The 25,747-nt window shown below is 41.5% G+C and carries 21 protein-coding genes; 8 read left to right on the plus strand and 13 right to left on the minus strand.

Translation table 11 applies throughout. The annotated features are described in order from the left end of the window. Nucleotides 1–3 precede the first annotated feature (3 nt). From PT285_RS06200 to brnQ, 13 genes are all read right to left on the minus strand, one after another. Nucleotides 4–798, minus strand: a complete 795-nt coding sequence (locus PT285_RS06200; protein WP_277148778.1) for an alpha/beta fold hydrolase — start codon at nt 796–798, stop codon at nt 4–6. Nucleotides 799–801: 3 nt separating this feature from the next. After that, complete coding sequence (locus tag PT285_RS06205) at nt 802–2,271, minus strand: DASS family sodium-coupled anion symporter (protein ID WP_277148780.1); 1,470 nt, start codon at nt 2,269–2,271, stop codon at nt 802–804. A 16-nt stretch (nt 2,272–2,287) separates the two neighbouring features. Next, nucleotides 2,288–2,986, minus strand: a complete 699-nt coding sequence (locus PT285_RS06210; protein WP_277148782.1) for an RraA family protein — start codon at nt 2,984–2,986, stop codon at nt 2,288–2,290. A gap of 25 nt (nt 2,987–3,011) precedes the next feature. After that, nucleotides 3,012–3,941 carry an L-lactate dehydrogenase gene (locus tag PT285_RS06215; RefSeq protein ID WP_277148784.1) on the minus strand — a complete coding sequence of 310 codons (930 nt, stop codon included), beginning with the start codon at nt 3,939–3,941 and terminating at the stop codon, nt 3,012–3,014. A 237-nt stretch (nt 3,942–4,178) separates the two neighbouring features. Beyond that, nucleotides 4,179–5,573: a flavocytochrome c gene (locus tag PT285_RS06220; protein ID WP_277148785.1), complete on the minus strand. Its 1,395-nt coding sequence runs from the start codon at nt 5,571–5,573 to the stop codon at nt 4,179–4,181. 20 nt (nt 5,574–5,593) lie between these two features. After that, complete coding sequence (locus tag PT285_RS06225; protein WP_277148787.1) at nt 5,594–6,997, minus strand: class II fumarate hydratase; 1,404 nt, start codon at nt 6,995–6,997, stop codon at nt 5,594–5,596. A 144-nt stretch (nt 6,998–7,141) separates the two neighbouring features. Then, nucleotides 7,142–7,780, minus strand: coding sequence for a copper homeostasis protein CutC (locus PT285_RS06230; protein ID WP_277148789.1), 639 nt, complete (start codon nt 7,778–7,780; stop codon nt 7,142–7,144). A 225-nt stretch (nt 7,781–8,005) separates the two neighbouring features. Continuing rightward, a complete protein-coding gene (locus tag PT285_RS06235; RefSeq protein WP_277148791.1) occupies nt 8,006–8,563 on the minus strand; it encodes a cysteine hydrolase family protein in 558 nt (185 codons plus the stop codon). Between the two features lie 1,117 nt (nt 8,564–9,680). Next, on the minus strand, nt 9,681–9,773 hold the full coding sequence (locus tag PT285_RS11440) for a putative holin-like toxin (RefSeq protein WP_374211455.1): 93 nt from the start codon (nt 9,771–9,773) through the stop codon (nt 9,681–9,683). A 512-nt stretch (nt 9,774–10,285) separates the two neighbouring features. Further along, nucleotides 10,286–11,494, minus strand: coding sequence for an IS110 family transposase (locus PT285_RS06240; protein ID WP_277148793.1), 1,209 nt, complete (start codon nt 11,492–11,494; stop codon nt 10,286–10,288). A gap of 606 nt (nt 11,495–12,100) precedes the next feature. Further along, entirely contained in the window at nt 12,101–13,168 is a 1,068-nt protein-coding gene (locus tag PT285_RS06245) for a helveticin J family class III bacteriocin (RefSeq protein WP_277148795.1), read from the minus strand. A 128-nt stretch (nt 13,169–13,296) separates the two neighbouring features. Further along, nucleotides 13,297–15,390 carry a copper-translocating P-type ATPase gene (locus tag PT285_RS06250; protein ID WP_277150633.1) on the minus strand — a complete coding sequence of 698 codons (2,094 nt, stop codon included), beginning with the start codon at nt 15,388–15,390 and terminating at the stop codon, nt 13,297–13,299. A 113-nt stretch (nt 15,391–15,503) separates the two neighbouring features. Further along, the gene (brnQ, locus tag PT285_RS06255; protein WP_277148797.1) at nt 15,504–16,883 is read right to left on the minus strand and encodes a branched-chain amino acid transport system II carrier protein; all 1,380 of its coding nucleotides are present in this window, start codon (nt 16,881–16,883) and stop codon (nt 15,504–15,506) included. 944 nt (nt 16,884–17,827) lie between these two features. On the opposite strand from brnQ, the gene PT285_RS06260 reads away from it, so the two are divergent. From PT285_RS06260 to PT285_RS06295, 8 genes are all read left to right on the plus strand, one after another. Then, nucleotides 17,828–19,420 (plus strand): ABC transporter substrate-binding protein/permease, encoded by a 1,593-nt coding sequence (locus tag PT285_RS06260; RefSeq protein WP_277148799.1) that lies wholly within the window; start codon nt 17,828–17,830, stop codon nt 19,418–19,420. 122 nt (nt 19,421–19,542) lie between these two features. Beyond that, entirely contained in the window at nt 19,543–20,388 is an 846-nt protein-coding gene (locus tag PT285_RS06265) for a M20/M25/M40 family metallo-hydrolase (protein ID WP_277148801.1), read from the plus strand. A 4-nt stretch (nt 20,389–20,392) separates the two neighbouring features. Beyond that, a complete protein-coding gene (locus tag PT285_RS06270; RefSeq protein ID WP_277148803.1) occupies nt 20,393–20,701 on the plus strand; it encodes a M20/M25/M40 family metallo-hydrolase in 309 nt (102 codons plus the stop codon). 370 nt (nt 20,702–21,071) lie between these two features. After that, nucleotides 21,072–22,691, plus strand: a complete 1,620-nt coding sequence (locus PT285_RS06275) for an ABC transporter substrate-binding protein/permease (protein ID WP_277148805.1) — start codon at nt 21,072–21,074, stop codon at nt 22,689–22,691. Then, on the plus strand, nt 22,675–23,865 hold the full coding sequence (locus tag PT285_RS06280; protein WP_277148807.1) for an ArgE/DapE family deacylase: 1,191 nt from the start codon (nt 22,675–22,677) through the stop codon (nt 23,863–23,865). Before PT285_RS06275 ends, PT285_RS06280 begins: the two co-directional genes overlap by 17 nt. 88 nt (nt 23,866–23,953) lie before the next feature. Further along, a complete protein-coding gene (locus PT285_RS06285; RefSeq protein WP_277148809.1) occupies nt 23,954–24,700 on the plus strand; it encodes an amino acid ABC transporter ATP-binding protein in 747 nt (248 codons plus the stop codon). Between the two features lie 192 nt (nt 24,701–24,892). Continuing rightward, nucleotides 24,893–25,348 (plus strand): transposase family protein, encoded by a 456-nt coding sequence (locus tag PT285_RS06290; protein ID WP_277148811.1) that lies wholly within the window; start codon nt 24,893–24,895, stop codon nt 25,346–25,348. A gap of 2 nt (nt 25,349–25,350) precedes the next feature. Further along, on the plus strand, nt 25,351–25,731 hold the full coding sequence (locus PT285_RS06295; RefSeq protein WP_277150540.1) for a transposase family protein: 381 nt from the start codon (nt 25,351–25,353) through the stop codon (nt 25,729–25,731). Nucleotides 25,732–25,747 lie beyond the last annotated feature (16 nt).

Consider the following 25,747-nt stretch of genomic DNA (forward strand, 5'->3'; position numbering starts at 1 on the left):
TTTCTACGGAAGCTTATTTTCCCGCAAAAACCGCATTACTGTGTCGTACATTAATTGCGGCTGCTCCGCCTGAATTAAATGACCGCAATGCGGAATCACCGCGGTTGAAATTTGCTCATTAAGCTTTTTAACCGCAGTTACAAAGTGATAGTCAAAGAAGGGCGAATTTTTTCCTGCTAGAACCAGCTGGGGTAACCGACAATCCATCAGCACATCACGCCAGTCTTCCTGCGCATGGTTAATACGGCATTGATAATTATCCGCCGGATAACAAGGATACTTTTCCTGTTCTTCTTTTGCCTGCGCAAACATTTCATCATCAATATGCGCATAAAAAGCTGGGCCTGAAGCAACTTTTAAATAATCAGGGTAATTGGCCCAGGTTAAATCTTTAAAACCATAGTGCCAGCTGTCTTCCGCAACCATCTTCGGCGGCTGGTCAAGATCAATAATTGCGGCAAACGGTTCAGCACCAAACAATGATTGATAGGCCCAAAGAATTGCCGCACCCATTGAATTACCGATGCCAATAACCTTTTTTAAATGCAGGTAACAAAGCAGTTCGTGCAGATCTGCGCCATGCCGCGCTATCCGCTGACCCTTATATGTCCTCTGCGACCGGCCCTGATTTCTGGGATTAAATAAAATAATTCGAAAATCAGCTTTAAAGAGCTTTACCGCCTGATCCCACATGTGAAGCGCACCGCCGATTCCGGGAATTGCCAGCAAAACCGGCTTATCTTTTTCAGCGGTATCTGTGTAATAGAGCTTAACATTGTCACTTGTCGTAAAATACATTCTTTACCACATACCGATAAGCTTCATCCATAACGAACCAACGATACCAAAGATTAGGAGGTAAATGATACCCAGGATGAAGTTCAAACGCCACCATTCGCCCTGCTTGACATAACCAGTAGTTGCTAAAATCGAAGCCGGACCATTTGCGTAGTGCGTGGTCGAAGCATTAATTGCACCGGTGAAGGCCAGCAGCATTGCTGATAAGCCCAGAGGCGCACCAGTTGCAACTGCAACCGACAAGAATGGCAGATAGAGCGCAGTTACGTGTGCCGTTCCGCTGGCAAAGAAGTAGTGGGTGTAAAACATCAGCAATACTAAGATTGCTAACACAATTTCCCATGAGATCCCGTGCAAGCCCGATTGAATTGACTTGGAAAACCAATCAATAAAGCCGAAGGCAATTAACTTGCTGGCCATAAAAATTAAAATTGACAGCCAAATCAAAATATTCCAGGCACCGGTTTGCTTCAAGGCATCTTTCATTGTCAGCACGCCGGTAATCAGCAGCAAGGTTACTGCTAAAAATGCAACAAAAGTTGAATCCAATTGCGGAATCTTGAAGACACCAGACAAAACCCAAAGAACAATGGCTAGCGCAAAGACGATCGCCATAATTTTTTCAGGCTTAGAAACAGGCCCCATTTCCGTCAGTTTGTCATCTGCCCATTTTTTGGCATTTGGCGTTTCTTTGATTTCCGGTGGAAAAATTTTATAAATAACGACTGGAATAATCAACGTCGCTACCGCAACCGGAACGATCGCAGCTAAGAACCATTGGGCCCAGGTCATTGTAAACCCTTTTTGGGCAGCCATCTGCTGTGCCACAATATTTGGTGCAGCACCGGTAATAAACAGTGCCGTCGAAAGAATATTGGCATGGAAAGCCGTGAAGTCCAGATATGCTCCAATCTTCTTGCGCGAAGGATCATTAGGTTTTGAACCGTAGCTTTCCGAAATTGATTCGGTAACCGGCCACACAACACCGCCAGTCCGGGCACTGTTTGAAGGAATCAGCGCTCCCAAGACCAATTCCAAACCAGTAATTGCATAGCCGATGCCCAAGGATTTTTTACCAAAACGCTTGATCATCCAATAAGCAATCCGGTTGCCGAGACCAGTTTTGCTAATGCCATAGGCCATAATGAAAGCCATCGCAATCAGCCATGATGCCGAATTGCTAAATGCGCTCAGAATACCCGTGCTGGTCACCGCACCGGTTTTGGGATCAACCGTATCCTTGATCGGTGCCAAGCCAACCAAAACGACCACAATTAAGCCAACCAAGGTTGTCCCGCCAATCGGTAGCGGTTTCGTGATGCAGCCGACAATCGTTGCAACAAAAATCGCAAACATTTCCCACGCCTGGACGGAAAGTCCGGCGGGACGAAACGGTGTGATGCACCACAGGACAATGCCGATGATCAAGGGCCAGATAAAGCCCTTATAATTTACTTTTTCCAAAGTTTTCATTTTATTTACCCTTTATTCATGGGCGATAAACATCGTCAATAATATTAAATCCTTTCTCTTCTAATGCTTCATCTAACCAAGATAAATCGGAAGTTCCCTTACTGAAGGCCGCTGCATTGGCATCATCCTTAACATGAAATGCCTGTGCCTTGGGCAATAAGTCGGCTGCATCTTTGCGCGGAATGGCAATGACCCCGTCGTTGTCGCCCAAAATAATGTCACCGGGATTAACACTGATATTACCGCATGAAATTGGAACATTAACCTCTCCCGGCCCTTCACGATATGGCCCGTCAGGGGTTGTTCCCGTTGCATAAATCGGCATCTCCCAGTCTTTTAAAGTATCAATATCCCGCATCGGTCCATCAACCACAATTCCCGCAGCATGACGCTGATCACGCAGCCAAGTCATCATGACCTCACCAATCACGGCCCTGCTGTTGTCACCCTCATTGTTAACGACAATCACATCACCAGGCTGACAATACTTTAGCGCTGCAAAAATTGCTAAATTATCACCCGCTCGTGTATGAACCGTAAACGCTGGGCCACACATTTCTTTTTTAGGACTGGACATCAACTTGATGCGCGGACTCATTGCATTGGTTCTTTCCATGCAATCGGCAACATTTGATGCCGGCAATTTTGTAAAACCTGCAATAATCTCTGCTTCGGGCAATTCACGTTTTAAAAAAATCCTTTTACCTATATGCATAAAAACTTCCTTTTTAACTTTTAAATTAGTCTAAATTGACACCTGCTAAGACTTCCTGCATCTTGTCAGCGGAGTTAAGCATCTTGGCCTTCTCCGCCTCAGAGAGTTCAGTTTCAATTACCTGGCTGACGCCGCTGCCGTCAATCACGGCCGGTGTTCCTAGGTACAAGTCGTGCTTGATGCCGTATTCACCATTAATCGGCGCAGATATCGGCAAAACCACGGCATGATTACCCAAAATTGCACTAACAATCTGGGTTAACATCATGGCTACACCGTAAAAAGTTGCCCCTTTGTTTTCAATGATTTTGCCGCCCTTAGCTCGAACGTCAGCTTCAATCTGATTCAAAACTGCCGATGTCATTTCTGGGTATGCACTGAGCCGCTTGCCATTAATAAGCGTTTCATCAAAGTTTTCAAATGATGTGTCACCGTGTTCACCCAAAACCAGAGAATTAACAGCAGAAACCGGTACCGCTAATCTTTTCGCAAGCTCAACTTGTAAACGCGCTGAATCCAGCGAGGTTCCAGTACCGATTACCCGCTCTTTAGGAAAGCCGGACAGTTTTTGGGTCAAGGTTGTTAAAATATCAACTGGATTGGCTGAAACAACAAATACACCATTAAAACCCGAATCCACCACCGGCTGAACGATGCTTTTCAGAATGCCAACGTTCTTATTGACTAAATCCAAGCGGCTTTCGCCCGGCTTACGCGGAATACCAGCGGTAATCACCACCACATCGGCATCCTTGGCGTCTGAATATTCACCGGGGTGAATATTGGTTTCACCTGTGAACGGAATGATATCTTCTAGATCCATCGCGTCGCCTACCGGCCGTTTTTTAACAACATCTGCAATTACTAATTCATCAACCTCTGCATTCTGCAAAAGATCATTAGCAAAAGTTGAACCGACGGAACCGTCGCCAACCAATAATACTTTTTTCGTCATACAAAACTTCCTTTCAAAGAATCGAAAACAGTTTGTTCTTCCTTACACAAACTATTATATCTTTCCGCTTACAATTTTTCAATATTTAAAATAAATAATTTAAATTTTACTTTTTAAAAAATATATCGGTACATAAAATTATCTTTCTGTAAATTAAGGCTATAATTTTAAAATAAATAAAAAAGTATTCACACTACCAATATGTGAATACTTTACTAATACTTTTATTGCCCTTAATTAATTTGCCCGGACAAAGTTAGTCATCTGCATCCCTGCCTGACGACCGAAAATAACTGTTTCGGCAATCGAGTTACCGCCGATCCGGTTATTGCCGTGAAGGCCGCCGGAAACCTCACCGGCAGCATATAAGCCCTTAATCACGTTGCCGTTGCTGTCAATTACTTCTGTCTGCGGATTAATGTGGATGCCGCCCATCGTGTAATGAATTGCCGGGTGAACATGAATCGCAAAGAATGGCCCCTGCGCAATTCCCCGTTCCATTCCGGTGGTTCTGCCAAAGTCTTGGTCGTTCTTAGCCGCTACTTCCTTGTTCCAGTTAGCGACCGTTTGCTCCAAGTTAGCCGCATGAACACCGATTTGACCAGCTAACTCACTGAGAGTAGCACCATGCTCGACAAGCCCAACTTGATCATAAAATTCAACCGCTGTAAAGTGGTCGCGAATTCCCCGGTCAAAAATTAGGTAAGCACCATCTTCATTCAAAGAAGTAATTTTATCGGAAACAATCTTCCGGGTTGTCAGTTCGTTAACAAACCGCTGGCCGGACTTGTTAACCAAAATTGCTCCTTCACCGCGCAGACCTTCGCCAATCAGATAAACATGATCGGTGTCGGTTTGCGCTGTCGGGTGAACCTGGATAAAGTTCATCTGAACCAGCTGGGCGTCAACGGCTTCAGCTAATTTTAGACCGTCACCGGTTGCGCCCGCCTGGTTGGTAGTCTTGTAATCAACCAAATCGGGACGATACTTCTTAATGATTTCTTTTGAGGCACCAAAACCGCCAGAAGCAAGCAAAACCGCCTTAGCGGCAACCCTTTTAGTGCCTGCTGACGTTTCAACTTCAACGCCGGTCACTGCTTTAGTTTCATCCTGAATCAATTTAACAACTTTTGCCTTATTGAAAACAGGGATATTCTCCTTTTGAATCTGTTTTAAAGCACCAGTAACAAGATAATTACCAACGGGTGCCATCGAAGCTGGGCGGTGTGCACGCTTCTTGCTCATTCCACCGGTGATTGTCAGATTAGTCAGCTCAATCCCGTGTTCCATCAGCCAACTGACAGCAATCGCCGAATGGTCAGCAAAATATTTCAGCATGTCGCGGTCATTCAGCAAGCCGCCGCCCTTGAGCGTTTCCTCATAAAAACTTTGGTTGCTGTCAACAATTCCCTCATTCAGCTGCACCAAACTTTCAGAAGCATTCATCCCAGAGGAAGCACGGCTGGTATTGCCGCCAAGCGTTTCGTTCTTTTCGAGAACGACAACTTTCAGCCCCAATTCGTGTGCTTGCAGAGCAGCAGTTAAGCCGGCACCACCGGCACCGACAATAATTGCGTCATAGCTTTCTTCTAACTTTGAACTGTCCAGCGGGGTAAAAACAAATTTTGTCATCTATCTTATTCTCCTATTTTCTATTTTTCCGGTTCGGTTTTATCAATATTGGTCATCTGCATGAAGTCCATCCATTTATCATACTGCTTTTCGGTAACCTTGCCACTCTTTAAGGCTGCTTCCTTCAGGGTTGTTCCTTCCTTGTCAGCTGTTTGGGCGATTTTTGCTGCATCGTGGTAGCCGATATGCGGTGACAGCGCGGTAACCGTCATCAGTGAATTTTTCAACAGATCGTCCATCCTGTCCGAATTAACGGTCAAGCCGGCAATCATTTTATCGGCAAAACCGGTGATTGTGCCTGTCAGAATATCACATGAATCCAAAAATGCGGCAATCATCACCGTCTTGAAAACATTCATCTCAAAGTTTCCTTGGGATGAAGCAAAGGTAATCGTTGTGTCATTACCAAAAACTTTGGCAGCAGCCATCGTGACGGCCTCAGACTGGGTTGGGTTGACTTTGCCCGGCATAATTGATGATCCTGGTTCGTTAGCCGGAATATTTAACTCGTCATATCCAGCCCGTGGTCCCGACGCCAAGAACCTGATGTCTTGGGCAATCTTAAACATGTCGGCAGCCAAGGTCTTCAAAGCGCCATGAACAACATCAAGTCCGGAGTGGTGTGCAAGGCCCCAGAATTTATTAGTTTTAACCTTAAATTCGTGACCATAAACTTTAGACAATTTACCGGCAATCTTCTCGGTCATGCCCGGTGCTGCATTCAGGCCGGTGCCGACAGCCGTACCGCCAATCGCCAATTCATAGAGAGTCGGCTTCAGTTCCTGAATGTATGCCAAATCATGCTTTAAGGCAGAGATATAGCCAGAAACTTCCTGACCAAAGGTAAGCGGGGTTGCGTCTTGCAGGTGCGTGCGGCCAACTTTAACCGTCTTCCAGTATTTATCCTGCTTGACCTTCAATTCATCAATCAGGTGCTCTAACGCTGGCTCCAACTTATCCAATGCTTCAACCGCCACAATATTCATTGCAGTCGGGAAAGTATCATTAGATGATTGGCCCCGGTTGACATCATCATTAGGCAAGACACCTAACCCCGGGTGCAGTTTGTTGGCCAGATTTGCCACAACTTCGTTAACATTCATGTTGCTTTGGGTGCCTGACCCGGTCTGCAAAACATGCAGCGGAAAATCCTTGCGCAAATTGGCATCATCTAGTTTTAGCAGCTGGTCAATTGCTTCTTCAATCGCCGTCCCCTTTTCTTCGGGCTCAGCGCCGACCTCAACATTTGCTTGTGCTGCTGCCTTTTTCAAATTTAAAAAAGCCCGGACAATCTGCAGGGGCATTAATTCGCCGCTGGGAAAATTATTCCTGCTGCGCTCCGTCTGCGGACCCCAAAGTGCATCCTTAGGAATTTTTACAGGACCGATTGTGTCACTTTCAACACGATATTCTTCTTCTGCCATTTTCTTCTCCTCACAAATATTAAAGATTAATGTTAAATTAGTTACCTTTATCATACCTGTAAGTGCTATTATTTTCAATATTTTAAAAAATAAGTTTCTTTTTGCAATATTTATATGTGATTTACATTACATGCTGTACTTTCGTTACAGAACAATTTTGGTCCCGTGCACCTGGCTAACTCTTAGCTTCTTTGCAACCTGCTCACAATTAGCGGCGGTGATCCCGCCGCCGGGTAAAATAACAATTCTGCCATCGGCCCAAGAAATTATTTCTTTGATGTGCGCCAAGTTGGCAATGATTGGCTGCTGCAGGCTGCCGCCATGCGTTAAAATCCGGATAACGCGATGAGCGGCTAGCCAATCAAGTGCTGCCCTTTGTTTATTTTGCGTGATGGCATCAAAGGCCATATGCATCACTACTTCTAGGTTTAACGAATGTGCGAGAGTAATTAGCTTTCCCATTTTTACTTGATCAAGCAAGCCCTCTTCTGTCAGACAGCCAAAAGCAACGGCTTCTGCGCCCAGTTTAGCCACTGTCTTAATATCCGCTGCCATAATTGCACTTTCGTCATTAGAATATACAAAATCACCGCCGCGCGGCCTAATCATGACAACCAGCGGTACCTTAAATTGATGCGCATAAGAAACAGATTGCGCAATCGTGCCATAGGACGGCGTGGTGCCGCCTTCTGCCAAATTATCATTGAGTTCAATCCGATCCGCACCGGCGTTAATGTTCTGCACAAGTGCGGCGTAGCTGCCGACACAGGCTTCTTTAATCATTTTTAGCTCCTTTTTTAAAAATTAATTCTGGTTTTGGATAAATTCTTGGTTTTATTTTAAACCCAAATAGAAGGGAAATATTTTATGTTTTCCCAAAAAACAGCAAAGGAAAAAAGGTCGTTGAATGTAGCCTGCAAATGCAGCACTAATTACGGTAAAAATCATTGCGCACATTAAAAATAGCGCAGCTGGCTCTTTTTCAAGTTAGCTGTGCTGTTTTGCTCTCTAAATAATTGTTGCACCTAAATTATTTTTCATATTTGCAAGCGCAAACTGATGATTTTCCGGTGAAGTCCCAGCAACGCCATCCTGATGCACCACAATTTTGTAGCCCAAATTATAAGCATAGATTGCCGTTTGCAAAACGCAAATATCGGTGCAGGTGCCAACTAAATGGACGGTCTCAACACCTCGCATCCGCAAATCAAGATCCAAGTTGGTGCCGACAAATGAACTGTAACGTGTTTTGGGCATTGCCCAAACATTGTTCTTAGTGGAATTTTCTTCATACCAGATCTTCAATTTTCCGTAAAAATCCCGTCCGCTGGTCCCCTCAATATTGTGAGGCGGGAACAACTTGCTTTCGGGATGAAACGGGTCATTCAATTTATGACAATCTGTCGGCAAAATGACATAATTATCATTGACCACAAATTCATTGGCCAACTTAATAATCGTGTCTTCACAGTCCTGCCCCGCCTTCCCGCAAGTTAACGCTCCGTGATCATCAATAAAGTCGTAAGTATAGTCAATAATCAATAATGCTTCTTTACTTTTACTCATTCTGTAATCCTCCAAAAATTATAAACGTTTGAATTAAATTATAGCCTATATCCGTTTATATTACGAACAATTTTTAAAATAAAGGCAGCATTCTTGGCAAAATAATTATTATACTTAAAAAGCCTACTCAATCAGTTCGAAATTAACCAGGTTTTGCCGTATATAAAGGAAAGGAGGCAACTAAGTTAGTTGCCTCTCATGTTCGGTAAAAATAACTTTAATGATTAATGCCCGTTCTTCAATTCTGGGGCTATCCCTCCTTTCAAGGTGTCAAATATTTCTATTTTGCTATTTACTTTACACAAATTCTATTTATCTATTTTACTTTAATTACTGGCTGAAGTAAATGCTTTCATTTAAATTTATTATCATATTTAAGCTAAAAGGGCAAAAGATAATGATTAACTGTAGTTAAAAAGCGCTTATGCTAGAGCTTTTTGCAAAAAGCTCTCATATTTTTATTTTTTTAAGATAACAAACTAACATTTATATTTGGCTTAGTAAATCGCTAAAATAAAAATATTATTAGTAACCTTGTGATAGCTGAAAAATAGTTTTATATAATTTTATAAATTTTATCTTGTGATTAAGAAAATTGACTTTTAAGAATAAACAAAAAATTTAAATTTAGTAGAAAATAATTTACATCACAGACGGCTATACTAGCCTTAAGTATGATTTTATAATTTCAGTTCGCTTTGAGTTCCACACATTTCTCTTCACAAAAAAATTTGTTTGGTTCTTAATTTTGAATCGTTTGTGTGAACACTTGCAGTAAAAGATGCCTGTTTTCCGTTCAAAATCATTCATAATTGTTCAAAATCGTTCATAATACCAAAATATTAATACATAAATAAATTAAAAATCTATCTAGCCAAGCGGAATCATATTACAGTCTGCGTGTAGGCAAAAGAGAAACTTCATTTTTAATCATAAATCTACTTATCAAAGTTGATTCATGTTACAATATTGGTGTAGACAAAAAAAGAAGCCCCAGTACAAAAGGGGACATCTTTCGAACTACAGCTTCCGCTTAAAGAGCGGTGGTCAATTATAGTTTAACTAAGAAGCTACCTATAACCTGCCAAAGTTAATATAAGGTAGCTTTTTAGTGTCGTCATTTCCCATGATGGTTGTCGATATATGTCAACAACATCAATAAAAACGAGCCAAAGGCAAACAATGTTGCCAATATATCGGTGACACTCACCTGTCAAATTCCTTTCTTTGGATTTTCGTACCATCGGCACCCTCTCCTTTTCTAGAAAAATGACCACTACCCTTAAAACTCTTTGCTGTGTTCATGATTAATTATAGCAAAGCAGCCATTATATTACATCAGGATTTAACAAGTTTTCAATCAAGAATATACTTTTCTAAATCGAATCATGTTACAATACTGATGTAGACAAAAAAAGAAGCCCCAATACAAAAGGGGACATCTTTTTGAACTACAGCTTCCGCTTAAAGAGCGGTGGTCAATATAACAGTAACTAAAAGCTACCTTATAACTCCCAAAGTTAAATTGAGGTAGCTTTTTTCTACCCAAAGTCAAGTGTAAGAAGGAATCAATTAATGTTTTCATTGGAAAGCCTCTAAAATTAGTTTGAATAGCTTTATTTGGGAAGGATAAAACGTAAAACAAATAAGCTTAGACCAATTGCATTTTTGAACTAAGCTGTTATAGTTATCTTGTGACCAGTGATTCTAGTTAAAGCCCTATTATTTTTTGACTACGCTATAATCATATAATTGGTCATGCACAATCAAATAGTAGATAGTCCTTGTTAGTTTGTGGACTGCTGCGATGGCGATTTTCTTGAAGCTTTTGCTTTGGGAAGATCGTTTTTTCTTTTCGTAATAATCCGCAATATGACAAGGCTCATAGTGCCTAACTGAATCAATTTGTCCGATTGTATGATAAAGAATTTTACGGCCAATTGGGTTGCCACGTTTACTGATATGATCAGTAAGCTCCATTTCACCTGACTGATAATGGCGCAAGTCTAAACCAACAAAGGCATTTAAAGCATTAGGATTCCGAAAACGTCTAATGTCGCCTAATTCACCTAACAGTCTTACTGCCGTAATTTCAGAAATTCCGGGAATACTTTTTAATATTTTTAAGTCATTTTTAGGCAGTTTAGCCGCTAACTCAACCATTTTTTGAATTATTTGTTTGCGTTGCCTGTTTAATAACATTAATCTTTGAGCATAGTATCTGGCTTCCTCAACCTCAAAAGTATCTTTATCGACTGTAGGATAGGCTTTGTCAGCTAATTCAATTAAGCGGTTAGCTAATTTGTCAGCCCGATGTTTGCCAATACCGTGGAAATTCAATAAGCATTTTACGATGGCATCATAGCCCAAATTTTTAACAACTTGTGGATGAGTAAAAGCTTGGACATAACGCCAATAATTTAACCCATTAGTTGTGCTGGTAATAGTTTCTAATTCAGGAAAGATAAACTGTAAAACCCGATGTAAACGATTCTTAGCTGAAACGAAATCATGAGTTAATTGCTCATAAAAACGGCTCATGGCACCCAACTGCTGATAGTTAGGATTTTGTAAGTAAGTTGGTGCACGGTGGTAAATAAACTGTGAGTAAGCCAAATCGCGCGCATCGTGCTGATCTGTTTTACTCTTTCTGAATTGATTCAATTGCAGCTTAGCTTTAAGGGGATTAAGCATAGTATAGCGATAATTGTGGTGGTTAAGAAAAGCTTGCAATCTGCAGGAATAAACACCTGTCGCTTCAAAAACGATTTGCGGTTGTTCTTGATAAAATTCCAGTTCGTCAAGCAATTGTTTAAAGCCAATGGCATCATTGGTAATATCAAATTGTTTGATGGCAAGCTTATTAATCATAATACAAACAGCAGATTTACGGCTGCTAACATCAATTCCAACTACAACTACATTTTTCATCCTAAAAGGCCTCCTACTAACTTAATTGTGCAGGAAGAAGTTAAAAGCTAGATCAAGTTAAACTGTATCTAATTTTCTATACCGGACATCAAGTGCCAACATACTACGAAGAGATTTTAGTTTAAATGATGAAGTTGTCAGTTTAGTGTGGGGCGTCAAATACTTGATTAAGTATAAGCGTCAAAAAGCTACAGGGCATATTAACTTCAACCCTGCTTCAATTTTAAAACAAAGAAAAAGCAGTGAATCAATATTCCGTCGAATATCGACCCACTACTAGGTTAGTATGTTTAGTGTCGTCATTTTCCATGATGGTTGTCGATATACGTCAACAACATCAATAAAAACGAGCCAAAGGCAAACAACGTTGCCAATATATCGGTGACATCTACTAGTCAAATTCCTTTCTTTGGATTTTCGTACCATCGGCACCTCCTCCTTTTCTAGAAAAATGACCACTACCCTTAAAACTTTTCGCTGTGTTCATGATTAATTATAACAGATTAAATAATATATTTGTATTTAATCTTGCTCATCCAAATATTTTTTAAAAATAACCCATACTTAAAATAATCTGCTTTAAGTGGTAATGACATTAATCGTTCCTTACCACTTGATCTCATAAATTCGACTAAACAGGGTCGTTCCCGGCCCAACTTCGTGATAAGAAACTGTCAAATACAGATCATTAGCAGCAAGCACCTGTACACTTTCAAACTCAGTCGCATAACCGCTCACATCTAAAGTCGTGCCAGCATTATTGCAGTCATTAACCGCATTTAAATCAAGGCGTTCCCAGAGCTCGCTATTATTTTCATCCACGCCCCAAGGAATTTTGACAATTTTGCGGTTTTTGCTGATCGCTGACCCCGTGACAGGAGAAAATTCACTTGAAATATAAATGTTGCAGTCCTCATCTAGATCATAGCCCTGAATTGAGCCGATGCCTGCAAGTGAATCCGTCAAGCCGTGAATCATAAACGCTCCATAACACGGCAATTCGGCAATTGACACGTAGGCATTACTTTCTTCGGCATCATCAAGAACAGCATTAATGTCGGCTAAGCGATACAAACCAAAATGCCCAGTGCCTTCATAATCAATGCTTGCAATTAAAAACCACTTGTAATCGGGTGAAACTGCTGCTTCCACTCTTCGCAAAACGACACCAGGATAGGCCACGGAACCGTATGGTACTTTCTCATCCCCATAATTACAGCCTGCCTGATTCAGAGAAGAGAGGCGCGGCAGACTAAGATGTGAACGATATGTTTCACTAGCAAAAGGCACACGGGCAATCTGACTGGTCCAATAGCGCTTCTTATTTTCAGCGGTTAAGCCCGCATCATTGCGATCTAATTTCCACTTTACGCCCACAAACCACTTATTTTGACCGAAAAGTCCCGCAAATTCCCAGGTCTGCGTGTGTCCGCCGGCCGTTCCGCCAGAATGAACGCCGCTTAATAACAATCTGGGGCCGGTTTTTTTAGCAAAATTGGTAATTACCTCATCTTCATTCCTATCTGCCTGCAGTACAACTGTATCAGTTCCGTGTTTTAGCAGCTGCAAGGCATAAATGCTTGTGTCCGTAATACTGCCGTTTTGCACGACGACCTGGTGCACGCCCCGCAGTTCATGTATTAAAACTGGTACCAAATTTTTTAAATCTTTCATTGTTAAACTCCTGCCAATCAGTTAAATCTAACTTGTATCATAACAAAAAATTTTGTCCAAGTATGAATTGGCACACCGACAAAAAATATCGCCCATCCCACATGATGAACGATACAAAATTAAATCATTTATATTTTCAGTGTTTCGGCATTAATTGCCACAATCACGGTTGACAGCGACATCAAAATCGCTCCCACTGCCGGATCTAATACCAAACCCAGCGGTGCCAAAATACCCGCTGCGAGTGGAATTGCCACGATATTGTAGCCTGCGCCCCACCACAAATTTTGAACGGTTTTTCTGTGCGTATTTTTGGCTAACTTTAAGAAGTTAATGATATCCAGCGGGTTGCTATTAACCAAAATGACATCGGCCGAATCAATTGCTACATCTGTTCCGGCACCAATCGCCACCCCAATATCAGCCTTGGCTAGACTTGGGGCATCGTTAATCCCGTCGCCGACCATCATTACCTTATTTCCTTTAGCCTGCAACTCGGTAACAACTTTTTGCTTGTCGGTTGGCAGTAATTCTGCCCTGACCTCGTTAATGCCCAACTTAGCGGCAATTTTTTGTGCGGCTTGCTGGTTGTCTCCTGTCAGCATTACCGGGATGATGTTTAATTTCTTAATCTGCTTAATTAATTGGTAGGCCGAAGGCTTAATTTCGTCGCCGACTGCAATATAGCCAAGCAGCTGGCCGTCTTGCAATAAGTAACTGACCGTATAGGAAGAAACATTAATCTTCGGAAATTCCTTGACCTGCTGCCGTGCGCTTTTTTCGTTAACCAATTGGTAATCTGCACCGTTGATTACGCCGCTGACACCCTGGCCTGCCAAATTTTTACTGGCAGAAAGGCCAAGCAGCGTAATTTTTTCTTGTTTGGCATACTGCAAAATGCTTTGGGCAATTGGGTGCGTTGAACTTTGTTCTAGCGAGGCAATCAGCTGCAGCAATTGCTGCTTACTGATTTGTGAATTCAGTGTCTGATACTCACGCACAGTAAATTTACCTTCAGTCAAAGTGCCAGTTTTATCCAGCAGCAGGTAGTTAATTTTAGAACTGGCATCAATCACGTTGCGGTTGCGCACCAACAGACCGTTGCGCGCACCTAACGAAGTGCTTTTCGCATTAACCAGAGGAATTGCCAGGCCCAGAGCGTGCGGACAAGCAATTACTAAAACAGTCACCATCCGCTCCAAGCCGTCGGCAATACCATTGATGCTGGCCCAAACAATCAAGGCAATAATTCCGAAAACTAGCGCCGCATAAAACAGCCAGCCGGAAACCTTATCAGCCAGTGATTGTAGCTTTGACTTATTCATTTGCGATTCTTGAACAAGCTTATTGACATTTGCCAGAAAACCAGAATTGGCGGCACTGGTCACTTTCACGGTCAGTGTGCCGGCACCGTTGATTGCGCCGCCAACAACTTTGTCATTTTTCTTGCGGGTGACTGCCCTTGCCTCGCCTGTTACCAGCGACTCATTGACGTTACTTTCACCGGCTAAGACGACGCCGTCAAGCGGAATACTTTCACCGGCTTTAACTAAAATGGTTGTATCTTTTTTAACGTTATTAATCGGCACATCCGTAATTTTGCCGTCGGCCTGCACGTGAACTCTATCCGGCAGTAATTTGGCCAGATCATTAACCGAACTATCGGCCTTCATCATCGAATTCATTTCAATCCAGTGACCCAGCAGCATAATCAAAATCAGCGTTGCCAGTTCCCAAAAGAAATCCATGACGTGCATACTGCTATGAAGAAGATCGTTTTGAACAAAAGCGTAAAGACTATAAATATAGGAAGTAGTTATGCCCAAAGCCACCAGTGTCATCATTTCGGGATGCTTATCTTTTAATTCATACCCGGCACCTTTTAAAAAAGGTTCACCGCCATAAAAGAACAAAATCGTGGCAAACAGCAGCACCACCCAATTTGATCCCGTAAAGGAAAACTGAAATGGCAGATGCACACCCATCGCTGGTGCTAAAAACAAAATTGGCAGCGATAAAATCAGCGAAACCCAAAATTTCCGTTTCAGATTGCCCATATGCATCATGTGCCCGCCATGCATCATCATATCGCCGTGTCCTATGTCCATCATCATGTCATGATGATCATGCATCTCGTGACCCATCTGCATTCCGTGGTCCATATTTATCCCCTGATGATCGTGCATTTCGTGATCCATTTCCATGTTCTCGTGGTCGTTCATCTTTTTCACTTACTCGTCCTCATTTCTTCTACTCTTCTTTAAAGTTTACATTTGTAAACTTTATAAGTCAAAAAAGAAGCCTATGCCTTCTAACACGGACTTCCCAAAAATATTTAGTTTTTAGCTAATTTATTCTTACGGTAAAAGTGACAAGCTAACCCAATTGCTAGACCAATCAAAGCCGGAATGAGCCAATCCATGCCGACAGCCGCAAACGGAAAGGCTTTTAACTGAAATGCTTTGAGCTGCAGTGCCCAACTTGTCTGACTGATTACCGGCGGAAATGACGCCATCATGTCAAAGAATGCCGGAACAATTGTAAATAAAATCGTCCAGAAATAAACAACCGGGTCAGTTTGAAACAGCGACGAGGTAATTGCCAGCAAAATCAAAACAATCGCAATCGGATAAATAAACATCAGCATCGGCGTTGACCAAGAAATAATCGTGTCAAGTCCCATATTCGCAGATAAAAATGAGACGAAAGTCATTAAAGTTAACCATGTGCGGTAGCTTAATTTAGGAAAACTGCGGTGAAAATCTTGGGCAAAGGCGGCAATCAAGCCAACCGCTGTTGTCAAACAAGTAACAACAACCAAAGCCGCAAGCAGAGCATGCCCAATGCTGCCCAAATAATAGGTAATTAACTGGTTGAACAAAATCCCGCCGTCTGGCGATGGCTTGAATTGCGCCAAACTGGTTGCACCGAGCCAAATTAGGACGATATAGATTAGACCAATCAAGGAAACTGATAAAACCCCGGCCTTAGCGGTTATCTTGGAAATACTTTTGGCGGTAGTTTTGCCCATTTGCTTAATTGCCGAAACAATCGTAACGCCGAAAGCTAAACCGGCAATCGCATCCATCGTATTATAGCCCTGCAAAAATCCGTTGATAAACGGCGCCTTCAAATAATCTGGCGTTACACTTTGGCTGGCAGCTCTGCCCATTGGTGAGATGAAACCCAGCAAGAAGACAATAAATAAAAGCAGAAGAAACAGTGGGTTTAATATTTTACCGACAGCCGTCAAAATATTTGATTCGGTATAGGAAATTAAAAATGCACAAATGAAGAAGAGTGCGGAATAGATTAACAACCCACCTTTAGCCCAGGATTGCGGCAGAATTGGCTGAATGCCAACCGTAAACGAAACACTGGCCGTACGCGGAGTTGCAAATAGCGGCCCCAAGGTCAAATGTACCAAAACCATAAAAATTACCGCGAAGCCCGCACCTAGCGGCCGGCCAATGTCATAAACACCTTTAGCGTGAATGGCGCTAATTGCCAAGACTGACAGCAGCGGCAAAATCACGGCGGTTACCAAAAAACCAATCGTTGCCGGCACCCAATTAGCCCCAGACAGCTGTCCCAAGTGGACCGGAAAAATTAAATTTCCTGCACCAAAAAACAAGCCAAACAACAACGAGGCAATAATTAAATATTGTTTAATCGTTAACGGTTTTTTATTTAAATCTTGCTCAAATTCATCCATGCTTTATTCTCTCCTCTTAATCAATTCCAAATTCAATTACATATTTTCATGTGACAATCTTATTGCGCATTTTAGCAATAAAAAAGCACCCTTGATCTAAAATCAAGGGTGCTTTTAACACGGTACCACCTATCTTACTGTTATTCAGCTAATAACACCAAATAACAATCACTTCACGTACGGCAAAACTGCGATACGCTAACACGATAATGGGTGTCACCAATATTTGCTACTTTAATTTCACAATATAGCTCAAAGTTACTTTCTGGTTGTGCCTGCGGTTCCTTTTCAGCACCGGAACTCTCTATTTACGCCGCCTGCAACCATACTCTTCTTTTCGTCGCCTGATAAATATTAAAAATATTTTAAGCATTGTTCAAGCTTTTGTCAACAAAAATTTAAATAATTTTCATTTGTTTTTTGCATTTTGCCAGCAGCACACCTGTACAAGCGATGTTGGTTATCAATTTCGGCAACAAAGCTGTCTTTGCTGAGTAAGCGAATACATTTACATACCAACTTGTGAGTTTATGAACGTCTTGCCAAGCAATAATTAAGTCAAAATGTTGCAGTCGAGCTATTAATATTTTCTAATATTATTATTGACAGAGCTAAGAATAGCTACTATCATTTTCTTTAACTAAACAAAAATAAATTCTAATGTAATAGAGGTTGCAGCAATTACCAATTTAATCCTGAGCGCACGAACGTGATGACGATTAACCTAAGAATTGCTGCCGAAATACACATACTAGTCGTTTGTAGTATGCGTGTTGGGTCACAGGAACATATTCTGTGGACTGTCCTAGTCGTAACACTAGGGAGCGCTATATGATTCGTTTAAAGAGATTGGTTAAGACCTCGTTGTTACCTGACAACGAGGTTTTTTGTCTCAATTTGATTGTATCCGCTTTATTTGGAAAATATTTTTGGAGGTTTTCATAATGAAGTCAAGACACAGAGCAACAATTGCTACGGTGATTGCCATAATATTATGTTTGCTACTTGAATTTAGTCTTGCCGCGCCAATTCAGGCAGCCCAAAAAGATAACGGTATACTTAAAATCGCTATGGAAGCTAACTATTCACCTTATAACTGGACGCAAACCACTGATGCTGACGGTGCTGTTCCAATTGATGGTGCAAATACTTATGCCAACGGTTATGATGTCAAAATTGCCAAAATTATCGGCCGCAAATTACATAAAAAGGTCGTCGTCGTAAAAACCGAGTGGGATGGAATCCTGCCCGCCTTAACCAGCGGCAAGGCCGACCTGATCATTGCCGGGATGAGCCCTACTCCGGAACGGGCCAAGGCGATCGACTTCTCCGACCCGTATTGGAGCGGCATATTTGTCGTTATTACTAAGGCTAACAATAAATATGCTAATGCTAAGAAATTGACCGATTTCAAGGGTGCAAAATTAACTTCACAGCAAGGAACCTTCTATTACCAGCTGATTGATCAGCTGCCTGGTGCCAGCAAACAACCGGCAATTCGCGACTTTTCTGCAATGAGACAAAGTCTGATTTCTGGTACGATTGACGGTTACGTTTCGGACTCAACTGAAGCAATTTCCTTTAAGATGGTTGACTCTAGTATCAAGGCTGTACCCTTAAACCCAATGCACGGTTTTCACGTTACTAAAGCAGAGATGGTCTTTTCTGTTGGCGTTGCCAAGACAAATCAAAAATTACGTAGGGAAGTTAACCAGATATTAGCAACGATTCCTGCCAAGAAAAGAAAACAGTTAATGACAGAAGCTATCAAGCAGCAGCCAAAAACAGATACCACTAAGAAAGAAAAAAATGGTAAACATGAGAGCTGGCTGGTTGCCATGCTTCAGCAGTACGGCGGCATGATTTTAGATGGAATCGGAATGACCCTATTGCTAGCCTTTGTTGGCACCATTACGGGATTTATTATTGGCCTGTTTGTGGGAATTATTAGAACCATTCCTACCCCTTCAACCCGCACTAAACGTTGGGCGCTAAATTTTGTTAAATGGTTATTGTCGGTCTATATCGAAATTTTTCGGGGGACACCAATGATGGTGCAGGCCGCCGTGATTTATTACGGAATCGCACAATTCTGGCACCTAAATTTGGACAGAACAATTGCCGCTTTGGTCATTGTTTCAATTAATACCGGTGCTTACCTAGCAGAAATTATTCGCGGCGGAATTATCTCAATCCCCAAAGGACAATTTGAAGCAGCCAGTGCCCTGGGCATGACCCACAATCAAAGAATGTGGCACATCATTCTGCCGCAGGCAATCAGAAATTGCCTGCCGTCAATTACCAATGAATTTATCGTTAACATCAAGGATACTTCCGTTTTGAGTATTATTTCTGTTTCCGAGCTGTTCTTTGTCGGGACAACGATTGCTAGTCAAACCTTTAAGTTTTTCCCAACCTACCTCACGATTTCCACAATATATTTGGTTCTCACTTATACAATCACCCGAATTTTCAACTTAATTGAAAAGCATATGAATGGAAGCAAAACTTACACCTTAACTTCTAACCGGCGATAAAACTACAGCTAAAGCGAAGATAATTGACATAATTTTTTCGCTGCTGTCATTTTGTCAATCTAAAGCTAGTAGACTCACAGTAAATTTGCTATGCTGAATAATAAAATCAAAGAGGAATAGCAATGAATAAAAATAGACAAATCAGCATGCTGCAAGACCTAGTTCAGATTGAGACCATCGACGATCACGAAAAGCAGGTAGTGGATTACCTAGCAAAATTATTCGCGCCTTATGGTAATCGCGTTCGCTTCACGCGCATCCCTTATCGAGGTGATCGCGAAAGTGCCGTCATCTCGATTGGACCACGCGTCAGTAAATTCAAGCTAGGTTTTTCCGGTCACATGGATACAGTCAACCTAGGTGACCCAGCCGCTTGGCATGATAATCCTTTTTCTGGAAAATTATATGACAATGGTAGTAAAATTTACGGTCGCGGTACGACCGATATGAAGAGCGGCCTAGCTGGCATGGTCGGTACCATGTTGACTTTACTCGAAGAAGATTTTCCCCTGCAGGGGGAACTGCGGCTGCTGGCTTCTGTTGGCGAAGAAACCGGTCAATGGGGAGCTGAAGAATTAACTAAAGAAGGTTACGTGGATGACCTTGACTTATTACTAATCGGTGAAGATACCACTGATCTCAACGTGGTTTATGCCAGCAACGGTGATATTGATTATACCGTGACTTCCTACGGTAAAGTGGCAATTAGTTCACGCGCCGGCAACGGAATCAACGCACTGGACAACATGATGGATTTCATCACTTTAGCCAATAAAAAGTTGCGCCATCTGCCGCGCATTCATCCTGATCTAGGGCCAGTCGTTCACAACGTTACAATGATTTCTGGCGGTGATCAGGTCAACAGCGTTCCAGGCAAAGTTACGGCACGCGGTAATATCCGCATCAACCCATTTTATACCGCACACGAAATTCAAAACCATTTTAGAAGAAATAGTTGCGAAAGTTAATCAGATGACTAAACACAAATTTAAATTACAGTATGATTACGTAGGTGATGCTGTCAAAGGACAAGCAGATGGTCAAGACGTCATGACTGCCCAAAATTTGCTCGGTGAGATTTTGGGCCATCCAGTTAAAATAGTCGGTGAGCCCGGTACAACCGACGCCTCTAAATTTGTTAACAGCACTTCTGCGCCAACCATGCTCGTCGTCGGTCCCGGCAACGAAACCGTCCATCAAGTAAATGAATACGTTGACGTCGACGAATACCTAGCTGCTTGTGAGTTCTATGAACGCTTTGCTAAACAATATTTGGATTAAATTTTTCTAGTTAAGTTATTAATATTTTCTAATATTATTATTGACAAAATTGGAAATAACTCCTATCATTTTTCTTAATTAAACGAAATAAATTCTAATGTAATAGAGACCGCAACAATTACTAATTTAATCCTGTGCGTACGAACGTGATGACGATTAATCAAAGAATTGTTGCCGAAATGCACATACCAGTCGTTTGTAGTATGTGTGCTGGCCCACAGAAAAATATTCTGTGGACTGTCCTAGTCGTAACACTAGGCAGCGTCTAAAGAGATTGGTTAAAACCTCGTTGTTACCTAGACAGCGAGGTTTTTTGTTTCAGTTTGATTGTATTCGCTTTATTTGAAAAATATTTTTGGAGGTTTTCATAATGAAGTCAAGACATAATTCGGCAATTGCTACGGTGCTTGCCATAATATTAAGCTTACTACTTGAATTTAACCTAGCCGCGCCAATTCAGGCAGCCCAAAAAGATAATGGTGTACTCAAAATTGCTATGGAAGCTAACTACTCACCAAATAACTGGACGCAAACTACCGACGCTAACGGTGCAGTCCCGATTGATGGTGCAAATACTTATGCCAACGGTTATGATGTCAAAATTGCTAAAATTATTGGTCACAAATTACATAAAAAAGTGGTTGTCTTAAAAACCGAATGGGACGGTTTGCTGCCTGCTTTAACAAGTGGCAAGGCGGATTTGATCATTGCCGGCATGAGCCCTACTCCTGAACGGGCGAAGGCAATTGACTTTACTAACCCTTACTGGAGCGGCATATTTGTTGTTATTACTAAAGTTAACAGTAGATACGCTAATGCTAAAAAATTAACCGATTTCAAGGGTGCAAAATTAACTTCGCAGCAAGGAACCTTCCACTACCAACTGATCGACCAGATGCCTGGTGCTAAAAAACAGCCAGCAATGCGGGACTTTTCTGCAATGAGACAAAGTCTGATTTCCGGTACGATTGACGGTTATATTTCGGATTCAACTGAAGCAATTTCCTTTAAGATGGTTGATCCGGATATCAAGGCTGTACCCTTAAACCCAATGCACGGTTTTCACGTTACTAAGGCACAGATGGTTTCTTCCATTGGTGTTGCCAAGACAAATCAAAAATTGCGCAAAGAAGTTAACCAAATACTAGCAACAATCCCTACCAAGAAAAGAAAACAGTTAATGACCGAAGCTATCAAGCAGCAGCCAAAAACAGATACCACTAAGAAAGGGAAAAATGGTAAGCATGAGAGCTGGCTGGTTGCAATGCTCAAGCAATATGGCGGAATGATTTTAGACGGGATCGGAATGACCCTCTTGCTAGCTTTCGTTGGTACAATTGCTGGATTTATTATTGGACTGTTTGTGGGAATTATTAGAACCATTCCTACCCCTTCAACCCGTGGTAAACGCTGGTTTCTTAATTTTATTAAGTGGCTGTTGTCAGTTTACATCGAAATTTTCCGGGGAACGCCAATGATGGTCCAGGCTGCCGTAATTTATTACGGGATCGCGCAATTCTGGCACCTAAATTTGGACAGAACAATTGCCGCCCTGATCATTGTTTCGATTAATACCGGTGCTTATTTAGCAGAAATTATTCGCGGCGGAATTATCTCAACCCCGGAAGGACAGTTTGAAGCAGCCAGTGCTTTGGGTATGACCCATAGCCAAAGAATGTGGCACATCATTCTGCCACAGGCAATCAGAAACTGCCTGCCGTCAATTACCAATGAATTTATCGTTAACATTAAGGATACTTCTGTTCTGAGTATTATTTCTGTTTCCGAGCTGTTCTTCGTCGGTAGCACGATTGCCAGTCAAACCTTTAAGTTTTTCCCGACTTACCTCACAATTTCCGCAATTTATTTGATCCTTACTTATACAATCACCCGAATTTTCAACTTAATTGAAAAGCACATGAATGGAAGCAAGACCTACAATTTAATGTCTAATCAAATGGTAGGCGTAATCAATGAATCGGAAAAATAAAATTAGAAAGAATTCAGCAGTTATGGATAAGCAAAAACAAATTTCGTTATTACATGATTTAATTCAAATTCCAACGATCGATGATCACGAAAAGCAAGTGGTTAATTATTTGGCTAAATTATTCGCGCCTTACGGTGATCTTGTCCGTTTTACCCGTGTCCCCTATCAAGGTGACCGTGAAAGTGTTGTTATTTCGATTGGGCCAACTGACGGAAAGTTTAAACTAGGCTTTTCCGGACACATGGATGTGGTCAATCTAGGTGATAAAGCAGCTTGGAATGACGATCCTTTTTCTGGAAAATTATATGACCACGATAGTAAAATGTTTGGCCGGGGCACAACGGATATGAAAAGCGGTTTAGCCGGTATGATTGGCGTGTTTTTAACCTTGCTTGATGAACAGGTAGAATTAAAAGGTGAACTGCGCTTACTAGCCTCTGTGGGTGAAGAAACCGGGCAATGGGGCGCTGAAGAACTAACTAAGGAAGGTTATGTCAATGATTTAGACGTATTGGTTATTGGCGAAGATTCCAATCTAAATATTTCATACGCAGGAAACGGTGATATTGATTACACAGTGACTTCTTACGGAAAAGTTGTCAGAACCGACCAGGTTGGCGTGCTGAATGCGGTTGATAATTTAATGGATTTTATTCAGTTAGCCAATCAAAAACTGCGTCATCTGCCCCGTGTTCACGAAACCCTGGGACCGGTTCTGCATAACGTTACCATGCTTTCTGGCGGTGATCAGGTCAACAGTATGCCCGGTAAAGTCGCAGCACGGGCCAATATTCGTATTAATCCCCTCTACAAAGTCAGCGAAATTCAAGCCGTCTTACAAGATGTATTGGATGAGGTCAATCAGTTACCCAAGCACAAACTGACTATTCATTACGATTATCAAGGCGAAGCCGTTATGGGAGACAGCACGAATGAATACATCACAACCGCACAGAATCTGTTAAGTAAAATTGCTGACAAACCGATCAAGCTGATTACCGAAACTGGCACAACCGATGCTTCCAAATTTGTTCAGAGTCCAAATGCGCCAACCATTTTTGTCATCGGGCCAGGAAACGAATCCGGGCACTTAATCAACGAATATGTCGATATACCGCAGTATCTAGTAGCTTGTGAATTTTATGAGCAATTTGCTAAGCACTATCTCTGCTAAATGATTTCCTCAGTATCCAACTTAAAGGAAAAATTTATTACTAGTCATATACAATTTGGCAATACCACAGATGTGGAGGTAAAAAGTAATGTCTGAAACAAATAATATTTTAAGTTTAATTAACATTAAGAAGAGCTTTGGCGACCACCAAGTCCTGAACGATATTTCTTTTGACGTTAACAGGGGTGAGATTGTGACCATTATTGGGCCATCCGGTGGCGGTAAATCCACGATCTTGCGCTGTATCGACCTATTAGAGGAACCCAGCGGTGGGAAAATTACTTTTCACGGGCAAAACGTCTTAGAACCTAATTATAACCGCAATATCTACCGGGCTAAAGTCGGCATGGTCTTCCAGCAATTTGATTTATTTGAAAACAAAAACGTCTTAGACAACTGTATTGTTGGTCAAAAATTGGTTTTAAAGCGCTCTAAGGAAGAAGCTGAGAAGATCGCCATGGATAACTTGCAGAAAGTCGGCATGGGCCCTTACATCAAGGCCCGACCTAACCAATTGTCTGGCGGTCAGCAGCAACGAGTGGCAATAGCGCGAGCTATCTCAATGGATCCGGAAATTTTATTATTCGATGAACCGACTAGTGCACTTGACCCCGAAATGGTTGGTGAAGTATTAGCAGTTATGAAGCAACTGGCCACTACTGGATTAACGATGATTATCGTTACCCATGAGATGGGGTTTGCTAACGATGTGTCTGACAAGATGATCTTCATTGATGATGGGATTATCGCCGAGGAAGGCAAGCCAGACCAGATTTTTAATCATCCGCAAAATGAAAAAACACGACAATTTTTGCGTAATTTCCAAAATAATTAGTTAGCAAGAATTATTGCTCTCCAATCAATCCTGTTGATGAATACCTTATGGTATTACATTAGCAGGTTTTTTCTATAAAAAATTATCCAAACTGATTCAACGTTTTAATAGACTTCTTCGATAATTAGTAAATTTATCCTAGCTAATCTATCTTATTTTGCGATAAAATACTTTCATGGAGTGTGAAGCCTAATGTTATCCTATCAAGAAGACTTTAAAAATTTATCCGCTAAGGATTTTAAACAGTTAGTTGGTGTCAAACCTGCTACTTTTTCCGTTATGTGTGACCTGGTTAAAGCAGATTATGACCGCAGTCATGCGCATCATGGCCGTAAAAGCAAGGTTTCAATTGAAGATAAAGTCTTAATCATGCTTAAATACTATCGTGAATATATCACAATGAAGTCTTTAGCTGTCAACTTTCACTTAGCAGAATCAACTGTTCATGACATTATTACTCATACTGAAGAAGTTTTAATTAAAAGCGGTAAGTTCAACTTACCCGGTCGTAAACAACTGGTTGGCAGCGATATGGAGAGTGATTATCTAATCGTTGACGGGACCGACTCCCCAATTCAAAGGCCTAAAAAAAGCAAAAAGAATACTACACCGGTAAACATAAAAAGCATGCACTCAAAACGCAAATAGTAATTGCTGCCAAGACAATGCAAATTATTGCTATTGCTTTTGCCAAAGGAGCAGTTCATGATTTCAAGTTATATCAAACTTCATTAGGTAAGAGAGTAACAGGCAACCACTGTATAATTGCCGACAGTGGATATCAAGGAATTAAAAAATTACACTTTAACAGCACAACCCCGATTAAGAAATCAAAGAAACGGCCATTATCCAAGACAGATAAAGAGTTCAACCATGAATTATCAAAAGTCAGGATTAAAGTAGAACAGATTAATGCTAAGTTCAAGACATTTAAAATAATGGCAGAGAAATATCGCAATCGGCGGAGAAGGTTTAAATTAAGAGCAAGTTTAATTTGTGGGCTTTGTAATTATGAATTGCCAAAACTCTAAAACAATTTCCGAAGAA

Origin of the sequence: Lactobacillus sp. ESL0791, assembly GCF_029433255.1 — a bacterium.
GTDB lineage: Bacteria > Bacillota > Bacilli > Lactobacillales > Lactobacillaceae > Lactobacillus.